This is a genomic window from Flagellimonas aequoris (assembly GCF_003584165.1).
In the GTDB taxonomy this organism is placed as follows: Bacteria; Bacteroidota; Bacteroidia; order Flavobacteriales; family Flavobacteriaceae; genus Flagellimonas; species Flagellimonas aequoris.
The window spans coordinates 235,795-252,651 of sequence record NZ_QXFJ01000023.1; the positions used below are offsets into that span (position 1 = coordinate 235,795).

General features: G+C 43.0%; 7 protein-coding genes. 6 read left to right on the top strand and 1 reads right to left on the bottom strand.

All coding sequences use genetic code 11. From position 1 onward, the window contains the following. The first annotated feature begins 191 nt into the window (after nt 1-191). From D2U88_RS09745 to D2U88_RS09770, 6 genes are read left to right on the top strand one after another with little or no spacing between them, the layout of a single operon-like run. Nucleotides 192-3,413, top strand: a complete 3,222-nt coding sequence (locus D2U88_RS09745) for a VCBS repeat-containing protein (RefSeq protein ID WP_235855768.1) — start codon at nt 192-194, stop codon at nt 3,411-3,413. Then, nucleotides 3,414-6,761 carry a VCBS repeat-containing protein gene (locus D2U88_RS09750; RefSeq protein WP_119640294.1) on the top strand — a complete coding sequence of 1,116 codons (3,348 nt, stop codon included), beginning with the start codon at nt 3,414-3,416 and terminating at the stop codon, nt 6,759-6,761. After that, nucleotides 6,754-9,990 (top strand): VCBS repeat-containing protein, encoded by a 3,237-nt coding sequence (locus tag D2U88_RS09755; RefSeq protein WP_119640296.1) that lies wholly within the window; start codon nt 6,754-6,756, stop codon nt 9,988-9,990. Before D2U88_RS09750 ends, D2U88_RS09755 begins: the two co-directional genes overlap by 8 nt. Before the next feature lie 10 nt (nt 9,991-10,000). Beyond that, nucleotides 10,001-11,332 (top strand): vanadium-dependent haloperoxidase, encoded by a 1,332-nt coding sequence (locus D2U88_RS09760; protein ID WP_119640298.1) that lies wholly within the window; start codon nt 10,001-10,003, stop codon nt 11,330-11,332. A gap of 21 nt (nt 11,333-11,353) precedes the next feature. Next, nucleotides 11,354-12,253 carry a GyrI-like domain-containing protein gene (locus tag D2U88_RS09765; RefSeq protein ID WP_119640301.1) on the top strand — a complete coding sequence of 300 codons (900 nt, stop codon included), beginning with the start codon at nt 11,354-11,356 and terminating at the stop codon, nt 12,251-12,253. Beyond that, complete coding sequence (locus D2U88_RS09770; protein ID WP_119640303.1) at nt 12,246-13,103, top strand: hypothetical protein; 858 nt, start codon at nt 12,246-12,248, stop codon at nt 13,101-13,103. The genes D2U88_RS09765 and D2U88_RS09770 overlap by 8 nt, the downstream gene beginning before the upstream one ends. Here D2U88_RS09770 and D2U88_RS09775 read toward each other — a convergent pair. After that, nucleotides 13,100-16,816 (bottom strand): metallophosphoesterase, encoded by a 3,717-nt coding sequence (locus D2U88_RS09775; protein ID WP_119640306.1) that lies wholly within the window; start codon nt 16,814-16,816, stop codon nt 13,100-13,102. The two genes, D2U88_RS09770 and D2U88_RS09775, sit on opposite strands and share 4 nt — an antisense overlap. Nucleotides 16,817-16,857: the final 41 nt, after the last annotated feature.

Consider the following 16,857-nt stretch of genomic DNA (forward strand, 5'->3'; position numbering starts at 1 on the left):
GCCATTTTTCACTCTATTAGTCGTTTATTAATTCTTTTTTTGACAAACATTAATATCTCCAATACTTCTATTCCCTATGGAAATAAGTATCTTGACCCGTGCTATTGAAAGATAAAATGAGAGAACCGTACTGGCTTGTTCTCGGGGTGATACTAACCTTGGTTTGCTGTGAAAAATCAGGACCTAAAACATTGTTTGAACTAAAAGATTCCAGTTATACAGGGATTACGTTCAAAAATGAACTCACACAAACCCCGGAACTAAATATTCTTAACTATCTCTACTTCTATAACGGGGCAGGAGTTGCCGCGGGCGACTTTAATGGGGACAGCTTGGTCGACCTTTATTTCACATCCAACCAAGGACCGGATAAACTATACCTAAATAAGGGCAACTTTCAATTTGTGGATATCACCACCGCGGCACATATCAATAACGATACCGGGTGGACCACTGGGGTTACCCATACGGATATCAACAATGATGGCCTTTTGGACCTTTACATCTGTAAAGTGGGTGATCACGGCAGTATCCAAGGACAAAACCTACTTTATATCAATCAAGGTAACAACGAAAACGGCATTCCTGTCTTCAAGGAAGAGGCATCCAATTACGGCCTCGACTTTATTGGCTATGCCACCCAAGCCGCTTTTTTTGATTACGACCTTGATGGGGATCTGGACATGTACCTGATGAACCACTCCGTTAACCCCAACCGATCTTATGGAAAAGGGGGCAAGAGAAAAATAGTGGATTCCATGTCCGGCGATATCCTGTATAGAAACGACAACGGCCACTATACAAATGTTTCAAAAGAAGCCGGCATCTTTCAAGGAGCCATTGGCTACGGATTGGGTTTGGCAATAAGTGATATCAACAATGATGGATATCCTGACATCTATATTGGGAATGATTTTTTCGAAAATGATTATCTCTACATCAACCAAAAAAATGGGACATTTAAGGAAACCATTTCCGAGGACGATAAAAAAATGGGGCATACCACCCATTTTTCCATGGGGAATGACATTGCGGACATCAACAATGATGGCCTTTCCGATATTTTATCCCTTGACATGCTGCCCGAAGATCTTGAAACCTATAAAACCTCCGGTCTGGAGTATCCCTATCCCGTTTATCAACAATATTTGAGAAATGGTTTTGCACCACAGTATATGCAAAATGCCTTGCTGCTTAATCTGGATGGGGAAAATTTTGGGGAAATCGCGAACCTTAGCGGCATTGATGCTACTGAATGGTCCTGGGGTGCTCTATTTGCAGATTTTGACAACGATGGCTTTAAAGATTTATTCATTTCCAATGGGATACAGGGTGTGACCAATGATATGGATTATATCAATTACATTTCTAATGAAGAGATCCAGAAAACCATAGAAAAAGGGCTTACCGACAAGGATATGGAACTTATCGATCGTTTACCGACCAAAAAAGTCCAGAATTACTTTTACAAGAACAATGGAAGTGCAGCCTTCACGAATGTTACCGACATTTGGGCACCCCAAGTAACATCGTTTAGCAACGGTTGTGTTTATACCGATCTGGACAATGATGGAGATTTGGATGTGGTCGTGAACAATGTTAACCAAGAGGCCTTTGTGATGGAAAATACCTCAACAGAAGGTAATTATATCAAAATTAAATTTGAGGGAAGCCTCAAGAACCGTTTGGGCCTTGGTGTCAAAGCCATTGTTTATCAAAAGAATGGACAGGCTGTTCAGGAGAATATAGTAACAAGAGGGTTTCTTTCCGCCAAGGACTATTCTTTAAATTTTGGTGTTGGGCGGGATTCAATCCTCGATTCCATCCAGATTGTATGGCCTGGGGGCGCTTATGAAACCTTGCGTAATATTGAGGCCAACAGAACTTTGGAAGTATCCATATCCAATGCATCGGGAAATTTTTACGAAAATCGAACCGAATCCACTCTATCAGAGTATGCAAAAATGAAAAGCCCAATCGACTTTGTACATAAAGAATATCCGTCATTGGACTTCGACCGGAACCCCCTGGTTCCCTTTTCCTACTCCAACGAAGGGCCTTCGATTTCCGTGGCGGACATCAACAATGATGGACAGGATGATCTGTTCATCTGTGGAGGTAAAAATCAGGCCTCGGCACTTTTCCTTCAGGATGAAAAAGGTGTTTTTAAAGAACATCAGCCTGAACTGTTTGGACCTGACGCTATCAATGAAGATATTGACCAGGCCTTCTTCGATGCGGATAATGATGGGGACCTCGATCTAGTGGTGGTAAGCGGTGGAAACGAATTTACCCGTGGAAAACCCCTTCAGCCTAGATTTTACAGGAATGAAAACGGCAAATTTTCCAAAGAGATAAACAAGTTTGGAGACATAGAGGTCAATGCTTCCAAAATCGTGGCCATTGATGTGGATAAAGATGGGGATTTGGACCTTTGCATTGTTTCCAATAATGCTCCCACAAAATTCGGGATAAAATCCAAACAATTCATTTTGGAAAATGATGGCCATGGAAATTTCAAGGACATGACCTCCGCTTTTGCCCCAGATTTTGAAGATATTGGCAACATAAAGGATGTTGTTTGGGCTGATTTGGATAAAAATGGCTTTCCCGATCTTATAGTGGCGGGGCATTGGAGTCCCATAACCATTTTTATGAACAATGGGCAAAACCTTATAAAACAGCAAGACAATGGACTCGAAAACACCAATGGTTGGTGGAACTGTCTTGAACTTGCGGATTTGGACAACGATGGGGATATGGACATACTGGCAGGTAATTGGGGATTGAACACCAAATTCCATGCCTCTGTGGAGAAACCTATCACCCTTTACATCAATGACTTTGATGGGAACGGCTCCATTGAAACCGTAGTGACCCATTTTCATGGCGATAAGGAAACCGCATTTTCATCCAAGGACGAGCTTGCAAAGCAAATGCCCTTTTTAAACAAGAAATTTCTATTCTACAAAGATTTTGCAAAGGCCTCGCTCGAGGAACTTTTTGGTAAGGACAAATTGGATCAGTCCATCAAAAGGAAGGTATATGTCCTGGGCACATCCTATTTCGAAAATGACGGAAATGGCAACTTTATAACCAAAGAACTACCATGGTTGGTACAGTCGTCCACTGTAAATGATATTTATCTGGACAGGAACGATAAACAAACGATTAATGAAATATTAATGGTAGGCAATAATTTTGAGATAAGCACCCAACTTGGTAGATTAGACGCTTCACACGGGTTTTTATTGCAAAATGATGAAAGTGGCAACATAAGTTGGAAGCATAACTTAGGAATTTCCGGCGCTGCCAGAACAATTGAAAAAATAAATGTGAATGGGAAAGAGATGTTCATCATTTCATTGAACAACGAGGCTCCCATTTTTTTAGTGAAAAAAACAGCACAATAGATGAAACTGAGATATGCCGTTCCATGCCTTTTGACGATACTTTCCCTGGCATGCAAAAAAAAGGAGGCTGACCAAGAGACTCAAGAAGAGCAAACCGAAACACTCTTCACCCTGTTGACCCCGGAAGAAACTGGTGTAACCTTCGTAAACAAGGTAGAAAACCAAAAGAATTTCAATATTTTCAAATACAGAAACTTTTACAATGGTGGCGGTGTGGCCATTGGTGATATCAACAATGATGGTCTTCAGGACATCTATCTGACCGGGAACATGGTGGCCAACCGGCTCTACTTGAACAAGGGCAACTTCCAGTTTGAGGACATTTCAGAAAGTGCAGGGGTAATGGGCAACAAACCATGGTCAACCGGAGTGGTCATGGTAGACATAAACCAGGATGGCCTTTTGGATATTTATGTCTGTAATGCAGGCAATATGGAAGGCAACAACCATGACAATGACCTTTACATCAACAATGGGGACCTCACCTTTACCGAAAAAGCGGAGGAATACAATCTCGCCAAGACCGGGTTCACCACCCATGCCTCCTTTTTTGATTATGACAAGGATGGGGATTTGGACGCTTACATCCTAAACAATAGCAATATCCCTGTAAGCAGTCTTGGGTACGCCGAACAGCGCGACGTCAGGGCCCAGGATTGGGAAGGGGTTCCGGATATCTTCAAAGGAGTGGGAGACATGCTTTTAAGAAACGATAATGGTAAATTTGTGGATGTGAGTGAAGAAGCCGGAATCTACGGTAGTCTTATTGGTTTTGGTCTTGGGGTTCTGGTGACAGATTTCAATGGTGACCTCTATCCTGACATTTACGTTTCGAACGACTTTTATGAGCGGGATTATCTTTACATCAATCAAAAAGATGGAACATTCAAGGAAGAAATCAAGGATTGGACCTCCCACCTGAGCCTTTCCGCAATGGGAATCGATGTAGCCGACATCAACAACGATGGGCACAATGACATTTTTATCACCGATATGCTTCCCGAAAAGGAGAACAGGGTAAAATCAGTCATGGAATTTGAAGGATACAATGTTTTTAATCTGAAACAAAGTAAAGATTTCGGGCAGCAATATATTCAGAACACCCTTCAGCTCAACAATGGCAACGGCACCTTCTCAGAGATTGCCTACTACAGTGGTATCGACGCCACGGACTGGAGTTGGGCAGGACTGATCTTTGATATGGACAATGATGGACTGAAAGACATATTCATCACCAACGGGATTAACCACGATCTTACGGATTTGGACTTTGTTGACTTTTTTGCAAACGAAATCGTGCAAAAAATGGCTTTGACAGGCAAAAAGGAATCCATTGATTCCATTATCAGTAAAATGCCTGTTAAACCCCAACCCAATTATGCCTATAAAAACAATGGGGACATCTCGTTCAAAAATGCCAACAAGGAATGGGGCTTTGACCTCCCCTCCCGATCCAATGGAGCAGCTTATGCCGATTTGGACAACGATGGCGACCTGGATCTCGTCATCAACAATGTGAACACGCCCGCTTTTGTCTATAAGAACAATGCCGATACCCAGTTGCACAACAACTTCATTCAGTTAAAGTTCAAGGGGCCAAAAAACAACTCTTTTGCCGTCGGTGCATTGGCCAAATTTTATTTTGATGGTAATATCGTAAACCAAGAGTTGATCCCATCCAGAGGGTTCCAGTCTTCAATGGGGTATGAAATGACCATTGGTCTGGGAAAAACCGAAAAATTGGATTCCATCAGGGTGGTATGGCCAGACGACCTTACCGAAAAAATGGAAAACATTCCTGCCAACCAAGTCATCACTTTTGATCATGCCAATGCTAAGGAAACCTACAAGCTTCCAAAGGAAGAGTCCAAAAAATCTTACTTGAACGAGTTGGACACCAATAGTTTTGTGGCACACAAAGAAGACAGCTATAATGATTTTGATTACGAAGGCCTTATTTATGAAAAATTGTCACAAGAAGGGCCTTCACTTGCTGTGGCTGATGTTAATGGAGACGGTAACGAAGATTTTTACATTGGTGGGGCCAGTGGCCAAGCGGGTGCCCTGTACATCCATTCCGGCAATGGAAAAGTGGCCCAAAAGAAATTGGATGTGTTTGAAAATGACAAAGAGTTTGAGGACGTAGCCGCTGCATTTTTCGATGCCGATGGTGACGGGGACCAAGATCTAATGGTTGGCTCCGGAGGCAACAACGTTGGGCAACAACGAACTTATAGGGCTCGTCTATACTTGAACGATGGCAAAGGAAATTTCACCAAATCCCCAAATGAGTTACCTTCCACTTTCAAGAACATCTCTACTATTGCCCCTTACGATTTTGATGGTGATGGTGACGTGGATGTGTTCATCGGATCACGCAGTGTGGTAGGTGTATATGGTCTGTCTCCCGACCATCTGTTTCTGGAGAACATGGGAGATGGCACTTTTACAAATGTTACCGAACGTTTGGGCTACGACTTAAAAGATGCAGGCATGGTAACCGATTCCAAATGGGTAGATGTTGATGGCGACAATAAAAAGGATCTTATTGTAACGGCAGAATGGGACACCCCAAAACTATATAAGAACACAGGCAGAAGATTGACAAAAATGTCCAGTTCACTTGATAGTTTATACGGATGGTGGAATACTGTGGAAGCCGCTGATTTGGATGGTGATGGAGACCAAGATCTGATTTTAGGCAATCAAGGATTGAACCTACATTACAAACCCACCCAATACGCCCCCATGAAAATGTGGATCAATGACTACGACAACAACGGTACCATAGAACAGATCGTTACCCTACAAGAAAATGGTGGCGATTATCCCATCCATCAAAAAAGAGAGCTTACGGAGCAATTACCGGCACTCAAAAAACAGAACTTGAAAGCCTCTGACTATGCAAGCCGAACCATTCACCAACTCTTTCCCGAAGATGTGCTGGCAAAGTCCATCGTGAAAAAAGTGGAGACTTCTGCCTCGGTAATCGCCATCAATGAAGGAGGGGGCAAGTTCCGAATCCAAAACCTACCTCCAAGGGTGCAACTTTCGTGCATTTGCGACATTACTTGTACAGATGTTAATAATGACGGGAATCTTGACCTGATCATGGCTGGAAACAATTTTGAGTTCAAACCACAATTTTCCAGATTGGATGCCAGCCAAGGCAACCTATTGTTAGGGGATGGTAAATTGGGCTTTACATGGCAGGAATATGATGCCAGTGGGTTCAAGGTAAGGGATGAAGTAAAATATATTGAGCAATTCAAGGATAAAAATGGCAAGACCTTTGTCATTACCGCAATCAATAACAATAAACCCAAGATATTTGCCGTCAATGAATAGGCTTTTCTCCATATCTCTTGCCTTGACCCTTTTTGTTTCATGCAAAAAGGAAGGCAGCCTTTTTGAAAACCCCAAACCAAAAGATACGGGAATCGAATTCACAAATACGTTGACCTCAACGGACAATCTCAGTATCTTGGACTATCTCTACTTCTACAATGGCGGAGGTATTTCCATTGGGGACATCAACAACGATGGTCTTCCAGATATTTTCTTTACCGGCAATCAGGCAAAGAACAAATTGTACTTGAACAAGGGTAATCTTACGTTTGAGGATATTTCCAGTACAGCAGGAATTGAAGGCAACAGTACCTGGAACACGGGCACTACCATGGCGGATGTGAACGGGGATGGTCTTTTGGACATTTATGTGTGTGCCGTAGTGGGCATTAACGGGTTCAATGGGTTCAACGAACTGTACATCAACAATGGGGATAATACCTTTACCGAAAGTGCTGCCGAATATGGTCTCGATTTTGACTCCTATAGTTCCAACGCCACTTTTTTTGATTATGATCTAGATGGTGATTTGGACCTATATCTGCTCAACCATGCCGTGCATACCCAAAATTCATTTGGTCGCTTTGACCTAAGGTACGAACGTCGTTATGAGACCGGGGACAAACTCATGAGAAACGATGACGGCAAGTTTGTAGATGTAAGTGAAGAAGCCGGTATTTATGGTGGGATCAACGGTTATGGTTTGGGATTGGCCATCGCCGATTTCAACCAAGATGGATATCCCGATATTTATGTGGGCAACGACTTCCACGAGGATGACTATTACTATTTAAACAATGGTAATGGAACCTTTACAGAAAGCCTCAGAAAATATTTTGGACACACCAGTAGGTTCTCCATGGGGAACGATGTAGCCGACATCAACAATGACGGCAGGCCAGATTTTATGTCCTTGGACATGCTCCCAGAAGATGAAGTGGCACTAAAATCCTCTGAAGGAGATGACAACATCCAAACACAAAAAATGCGGATAGATCGGTTTGGGTACCATTATCAATTCACCAGAAACATGCTCTTTGTGAACCAACCGGATGGCAATTTCATGGAAACGGCCCTGATGAGCGGAATTGCTGCCACAGATTGGAGTTGGAGCGCCCTTTTTGCAGATTACGATCTTGATGGCCATCAAGATGTATTCATTTCCAATGGCATCCCCAAAAGACCCAACGACTTGGATTTTATCAACTTTGTATCCAGCGAACAAATCCAGAAAAAATTGGATAATACCAAATTGGTGGATGAAAGGGCCCTGGATCTTATGCCCTCAGGCAATGTGCACAATTACGTTTTTCAAGGAAACGAGGACTTGAACTTTAAGGACATGTCCGGAAATTGGATTACCAAGGACACCCTCATTTCTGGCGCCACTGCTATGGGTGATTTAGATGGCGATGGCGATATAGACCTGGTGACCAACAATATCAACCAACCGGCATCCCTGTACATCAACAAGGCGAACAAAAAAGGAAACTACCTTGAATTAAAGTTCAAGTTTGGCGGCAAGAACACTTTTGGCATCGGAACCAAGGTTTATTCCTATCAAAATGGGGGGCTGCAGTTCAAGGAACTGTTCCCTACCCGTGGGTTTCAGGCCTCTTCAGAACCGATGATCCATTTCGGATATGGAAACATCCAAAAAATAGATTCCATCAAGATCATATGGCCTGATAGGACATATCAGGTATTGAAAAATGTTGCTGTAAATCAAGTACTTACCGTGGAACCAGAAAACACCAAGCCTTTTGATTACAGTTCACTGCATAAAACACAGAAAAGACTCTTCAACCCAGTTGCTAATAATTTGGGGTTGGATTTTACACATGTGGAGGACAACTATACCGACTTTAACCGTGAAAAATTGATTCCTTACCAAGTCTCCGATAGGGGTCCTGCACTGGCTATTGGCGATTTGAACCAAGACGGGAAAGAGGATGTCTATTTTGGTGGGTCCAAATTTGAACCTTCGCGCATTTACGTGCAGCAGGACTCCATTTTTGTAAAGCAAAACTACCCGTCAATCCAAAAAGATTCGGTTAAGGAAAATATATCTGCTACTATTGCCGATTTCAACAAAGATGGCAAAAATGATGTGTTTGTAACTTCTGGAGGCGGTGACTTTTTCGGAAAATCGGAAGTGTTATTGGATAACTGCTATATGCAACAAGATTCCTCTTTCGTTTCTGAAGAGCTTCCCAAATTCTTTCAAAATTCCTCTATTATGCGTCCTTTTGATTTTGACCAAGATGGCGATTTGGATGTATTTGTGGGGGGGCATACCATTACGGCAAGGTTCGGGGCACCGGCAACTTCCTATCTCTTGGAAAATGTGGATGGTACCTTCCAGATATTCAAAAAATTTGAAGAGCATTCCCAAGGAATGGTGACCGATGCCCTTTGGAGCGATTTTGACAACGATGGCCTAACCGACCTTATATTGGTGGGGGAATGGATGTCGCCCAAGTTCCTCAAAAACGAAAAGGACCACTTTACTTTGGTCAATGACATGGACCTAAAAGGTTTATGGGAGGCTGTTGAAGCTTTTGATATTGATCAAGATGGGGATATGGACTACCTACTTGGAAACTGGGGAACCAATTCCAAGTTCAAGGCATCACGGGAATACCCCATGAAGTTGTATTTCAACGATTTTGATGAGAACGGGCAGACCGAAACGGTCACGGCCATGGAAAAAAATGGAAAGTACTATCCGTTGGAGACCTTGGACGGTCTTGCTTCCCAACTGGTGTTCCTTAAAAAGAAATACACCAGTTACAAGTCTTTTGCAGGCAAGACCATGGGTGAACTCTTTGGAGATGATGTCCTGAAAAAGTCCACGCTATTGGAGGTCAATACCCTTCAATCCGGATTTTTGAGGAACGACAACGGAAAATTTGTATTTGTCCCCTTTAAAAATGAACTTCAGGTGTCTCCGATCATGACTTTCCTTGTGGATGATTTTGACGGGGATGGTACCTCAGAAGCCTTGGTAGGAGGAAATTATTTTGGTGTAAAACCCTATCATGGGCGTTTGGATTCCTTCCCAGGGGCATTGCTCAAAAATGAAAATGAAGTTGTTCTGGGTAATGTTCTGGGACTGGACTTTACCAAAAAATCATTACGCCATCTTAGGACCATCAACCTAGGTGGACAAAAATATTTATTAGCCGTATTCAACAACGACAAAGCACAAGTCTATAAAATCAATTAATCAAGAGGCCATGAAAGTAAAAGCAAGTTTAATCGCATTCGCACTATTGGTTTTGACATCCTGTCAAAAGAAAGAAGAGCCCATTGTAGTCACCGCCGAGGAATTTCACCAATCCGTGGACCAAGTCGTGGAGATAATGATCCATGACATCTTTTCGCCACCAGTGGCCAGTAGGATCTTTGCCTACCCCAACATTGCGGCTTATGAAATTATTGCCAAGAAAAACGACAACTACAAATCCTTGGCGGGCCAAGTAACCGAATTGACAAGTATTCCAGATCCAAAGAGCACGGAAAATGTCAACTATGACCTTGCTGCCCTCATTGCCCATATCGATTTGAGCAAGCGGCTTATTTTTTCCGAAGAAAGATTGGAGAATTATCGCGATAGCCTGTATACTGTTTGGGCAAACCAAAACGAGTCGGAGTTCAATGCCTCCAAGGAGTATGGTCTGCAAGTGGCCGACTATATTGCCGCTTGGATGAACAAGGACAACTATAAGGAAACCCGCACGATGCCCAAGTTTACTGTGGATTCAGAAGACCCCACTCGTTGGCAGCCAACGCCACCCGCCTATATGAACGGCATAGAACCACACTGGAGCAAAATCCGTCCTTTTGCCTTGGATTCTGCAGCACAATTCAAACCAATTCCCCCACCCTCTTTTTCATTGGATAAGGATTCCCAATTTTTTAAGGAGGTAATGGAAGTTTACGAGGTGAAAAAATCCATGATAGGCAAAGGCGATAAATCCGATGAGATTGCCATTGCCCAATTTTGGGATTGCAATCCTTATGTTTCGGTCACGAGGGGCCACCTGATGTTCGCCACTAAAAAAATAACCCCAGGGGCACACTGGATCGGAATTACCAAGATTGCTTGCAGGAACGTCGATGCCGATTTTGACAAAACAGTGTATGCGTACACCAAAACTTCCATTGCCATTGCCGATGCCTTCATTAGCTGCTGGGACGAAAAATATCGTAGCAACCTGATACGTCCGGAAACGGTTATCAATGAGTATATCGATGACAGTTGGGAACCGGTACTTCAGACACCTCCATTCCCTGAATATACCAGCGGACACAGTGTGGTCTCTGGAGCGGCCTCAACGGCCCTTACCGATGTTTTCGGAGATGATTTTGCCTTTGAGGACGACACCGAGTTACCTTATGGACTTCCTATCCGAACCTTTAAATCTTTCAGACAAGCAGCCGATGAGGCCGCCATCAGCAGAATGTACGGAGGTATCCACTACCGCGCCGCCATTGAGGTGGGTATAAAACAAGGACGGGATCTGGGAAAATTTATTGTAGACAAATTGGATATGACTAAGGGCTAATCTTTATTTTTGCCCCTTGGTATGAGGAAGATTTTATCAATTATCGTTGCGCTTTTTTTGGTTTCCATGATATGGTACCTTTTTTTAAAGCCGCAGGATTATCAAGTTAGCTTTAATGCAAGGACTATCCCAGGAACAATTTATGAAAGTGTAAAGGCCTGGAACCGAACGTTGGACAGTTTTGCTCCCGTTACATTTGAAAGTCCAATGCATTTTACACAAAAGATTTTTGCCAATGATTCGGTACATCTTTACGACTGGGAAATAACCAAGGTTCATGATTCGTTGAGCAAGGTTACCGTGAACATCAAGGATGAGGAAAACTCCCTGCAAAACAAATTGGATGTCATCTTTTCCGACAATGATTTTGAAAAAGGATCCAGAAAAAGACTCATTTCGTTCAATGAATTTTTAAACGATCATCTTAAAAAATTCAAGGTTTCCGAAATAGAACAAGCAGAAACATTCACAACATTCTGTGCCTGTGTCTTTCTTAAAACCGCCCCAGAACAAAAAGCGGCCGGTATCATGGCCAATTACCCTTTCTTGAATTCCATTTTGTTCGAGAATGACGTAAAATTGAACGGACCTCCGTTTGTTGAGGTTTTGGATTGGGATTTAAAAAAAGATAGTCTCTCCTATAATTTTTGTTACCCCATTATCCGCTCAGAAAAATTACCGGAACACCCCAGCATCACCTATAAGCGTATTTTTCAAAAAAAAGCCTTGAAGACCATTTATAATGGTAACTACATCACTTCGGATAGGGCGTGGTACTATTTGTTGGATTATGCCAAGGAGCACAATATCCCCGTTGAGGAAAAGCCCATTGAGGTCTTTTACAACAATCCTAATATGGGAGGTAATGAATTGGAATGGAAGACCGAAGTGTATATGCCCCTAAAGGAGACAGATGAATAAGATTGCCTTGATATTCCTTTTGGTAGTGGCTCAAGGGTGTGCCCAACAAATGCCTTATGGCAGTTTGCAGCCATTGGGAAAGTTTTCTCCCAAACTCAAGGAGGTATCCGGAATGGAAACGGCACCAAGTGAACATCTCTGGGTCATAGAGGACAGTGGTAACCAAGATAAGATATACGAGGTAGACCAAAAGGCCCAAACCATCAAATCAAAAAAAATAGCCCATGCCAAAAATGTGGACTGGGAAGATTTGACCACAGATACCGAAGGCAATCTATACATTGGTGATTTTGGGAATAACAATAACTCAAGGAAGGACCTCTCCATTTATAAAATAACCAAGGGGCAATTGGATAAAAAAGAGCCCAAAGCTCAAAAAATAGAATTCCGATATCCTCAGCAAAACAGCTTTCCTCCAGAGAAAGACAGTTTATATTTTGATACCGAAGGATTTTTCCATTCACAAGGTTATCTGTACATCTTCACCAAAAACAGAACACGACCCTACAGTGGTAAAACATTGGTATACCGAGTTCCAGATCAAGAAGGTTCTTACAAAGCTGAATTGTTGGATTCCCTATTTCTATGTGGAGACCAAGATCGTTGTTCCGTGACCAGCGCGGATATTTCTCCTGATGGAAATACGATAGCCCTTTTAAGCTATGGCCAAGTTTTTTTGATTACCGGTTTTCACCTCCCTGCTTTTTCGAAAGCCCATATTGAAACCATTGACCTATACTGTTCCACCCAAATTGAATCCATTAGCTTTTTGGACAACAAAACGCTTCTCGTTGCCGACGAAGAAAATAGGTTTGGCGGTCGACAACTCTACCGATACGTGATCCATTAGAACCCAAAACCGAGCTGAAAAGCAAATCGCATACCATCCGAGCTGTTGAAAAGTCCGAAATTGGCTGTCAGTATATCAGCCCCATTCAAGAAAAATCCGCCTCCATATGAATTATGCCATTTGTCCGATGAATCCCCTGGAAACCATACACGTCCATAATCGAAACCTCCATAGATACCCGGGGTTACCGGTAACACTCCAGTACGTCTTCCCCTGAAACTATATCGCAGGTCCGTATTTTGGTAAAAGGCCCTTTTTCCAGTAAAGCGTTGGTACCTATACCCTCTTAATCCGTTATTGCCTCCAATGGAAGCCGCTTGGTAAAATTCATAATCATCCCCTATGGTAAAGTGTCCCTTTGCCTTGGTGGCAAGCACCAGCCTGCCGTTCGCAAGTAATTTATGATCCATCGAAAAACTGGGGATGATATACCCAAAAGATCTTCCCGATTGTTCCACATTGGTCTTAAACCCTCCGTGCAGGGCAAAGCCCATTCCCAAGGTTGGAAATGCCTCGTTATCCGTATTGGTGTAGCTGTATTCCCCATCCACACCCAAAAAACTCTGGTGGCTCTCTTCGCCATTTTCCAGATAAAACAGATTGATGAACCTATCCTGTGTTTCCTCCACCTCAATACTTTCATATGACGCACCTATCCTGACCTTAGAACCCAAATAGCCTCTCCAAATAAAGGATGGGGCAAGACTAATAGTCCTCATCCGTACCCTATTGTAGTCGAGTCCCAAAGGCTCCTCATCATCATTATTGACCGTTTCATTGCCAAAACCGAAGAAATTGAGGGTAAAATTGGGACTGGTGAACCTCGCTTTTAACTCAAGGTTCACATCATTGAAAACATGGGCAAATTCTCCCTTGTACCCAAAATCAAAACCATTGGTGGCAAAGTAATATGCAGCATTGAACACATGTTGCTGCGTAAATGGGTTTTGTCTAAATCCGTTGAAGGTATACGTATCGGTTAGGCCAATCCTAAAACCATCATCAGGGTTGAACCCCAATGTTGGTAAAATTTGATTGTTACTGGACTTGATCTTTAAAAATTGATAGGTATTGGTATCGTAGTCATTGATCAGATTCGTTTTTCCCCCATAGGCTTCATCAAAAGTGTTCTTTTTGGATTTGAAGTCGTATGCGTACACATTTCTTGACTTTTCAGAAATCTTGTAAACATCATTGTTCTGTCCACCCACAACACGCACTTTAATCCTTGAGGATTCAGTATTTACATCGAACACATCATCATCATCCAATCCATAGATCCATATTTCTTCGGTATATGTTGGATCAAATGTCTTTTTAAAGAAAAGGTCCGTCATATCGCCGTCCTTTATGCGGTAGGCACGTACCTCAACTCCCCCATTGGGCAGGGAAACTACATTGAAGTAATCGTCCTTGTCCGTACCCGTCACCACGCTGAATTTATTGAGTACGGCATAATACGATTTGGCCGTTTCTACCAAGTTGTCCTTTCTGGACAAAAGCGCATGCTTGATGGTGGTCAACGTTTCGTCCCTAACTTCTTCGGGAAATGCCATAAAAGCCTCATCGATCACCTGTTCGTTGATATGCTGTTGGATGAATTTTGCCTCTTCAATCCACATGTCCAGATTTGATTCGGACAGCAAGGCCATATCCAAGGCAAAAGTTCTGGGTGATGACGTAAAACCTTTTACGTTTCTAATCTTTTCATGGAACCCCTCAAAAATGCGAAGTGCCGGAACGGCCCTTGAACCAAAACCCATAATAACTCCGTCACCCCAACGGGAAAACACTTGATCCCTATCCCTTGGGATGGGTTTGTATACCTTGTTCCCCTTTTTTGTCTTGAACTCTGCCCATCTCCATTGATCCACATGGCGGTCCCAGTCACCAATCAAAATATCAAAAAGGCGAGCTTTGACATACTCTTTCTGATCGATACTGTACTCCTCGTCCTTCCTTAGTTTATTGATCAGGTCGTATGTGCTTTCAATTTTCTTGGTACGTCCAAAACTTTCCAGATTGTCATGGTCATCCGAAACATGCTCCTCGATCATGTATAGGCCATCGCCAAAATCAGTATTGTAATCTCCCAAGACCGACTGCTTGGGCACATAGTATAGCTTCGGATTAGTGTGATAGATGCCCACGGCATCGGAAAGTTTTCCCACCGTAAAAGGTGCATAGGGATGAGCTCCGGTATAAAGGTCCAACAATAATTTTTCGGTATAGGTTCCTTCAAACTGCCCAATGATGTACTGGTCCTGGAATGCGATGGCTTGAAGATATCTTTCCGCACTTTTTCTCAGGTCCCGCATCACATATTCCCTGCCCTCGCTATCTGCCAGCCGTAAAGAATTAGATTGGTTGCCCCCTCCCTTCCGTACCACTTTCAAACCTCCATAAAGGGTATCCAAAAGCACCGTGGGTGCCTTTACCTGGGTGCCATAATATTTTCGGTACCGCTCTCCCCAAAGCCATTTATGAAAACCACTTTTTGTCACCTCCTCTTGTGTGTAAATAGAAGCTGTTTTATAGGGTGGGAAGTCATTGGACATGGTAACCTCCGTAGTAGACCTATCGGGAGGCAATACTTGGGTATTGAACAATAAATCTTCCGAATCTGCATCGGCACCATAAAACGTAACGGTGGAAGAACCATCTTTGAACACTTTTAAAATGGTGTACCCCCCCCTCCCCGTAGAAAACTTGCTGCCGTTCAAAAGTCGGGTAGACCCCGTTTTGGAGCCTGCCCCGCTTACAATCTGCGGTTTACCGTATTCTTCGATATATTGAAGGGTATGCTCGTGTCCCGAAACAAAAACCACCTTATCCGAATATTGCGAAAGGGTGATGATCCGCTTTTTCAGTTCATTGTATTTTTTGTTTGACAGGTCCTCAATAGAAGCCCCTGAGGTTTTTCTCAACAGGTTTGCCGCCGATCCCAAGATGGGAAGGGGTACTTTGCCCCCCGTTGGATATAGTCCCTGCCCAAAAGAAAACTGCCCTCCATGTTCCCCGTAGGTGAACAAAGGATGGTGCATCGCAATCACGATGGTTTTGTCCAGATTTTTCTTGATCAAGCTCTCCAGTTCCTCAAAAAACCTGCCTCGATCCTTGATCTCACATTTATCGTTCATGGTCGGATGCTTGTCCCAATCGGTCAGGTACCATTCTGTGTCTATGGCAATAACCATGATATCATCACTGATCTCAATGTCCTCAATGGGACAACCATTTTCAGGTTTAAAGACATTTTTGTCGTCCAATGCCTTTTGAACATACTTTTCCTCCCTTTCCAAACCTTTTAGACCGTTGCTATACCAATCGTGGTTTCCAGGAATGAACATAACGTTGCCCTTGAAGGATTCCAAGGTTGCCAACTGGGCATCCAAATAGTGCTTGGAGCGTTCATGCCCTTCAGGATCTACGTCCTTATCCACAAATCCGGCAGGATAAATATTATCTCCCAAAAAAAGAACGGTACTCTTCTTATCCGCTTTGTCCAAAACGGATTTGAACCTTTTCAGGGTTGGATTAAGATCCCCTTCTGGTGATAGACCGGCATCGCCGATCAAGTAAAAAGTATGCTCGAGTTCCCTGTTTTTATCTGAAGGCAAGTTGCCCGAGTAGGGTTCGGCATATTTCGCCTCATAAGTGGCACAACCGTATCCCAAAACCAGTAAAAGGACCAAAAAGTAATGTTTCTTCATATCCCGTGAGGTTGACTCCAAAATTTTGTACTTTGGATATT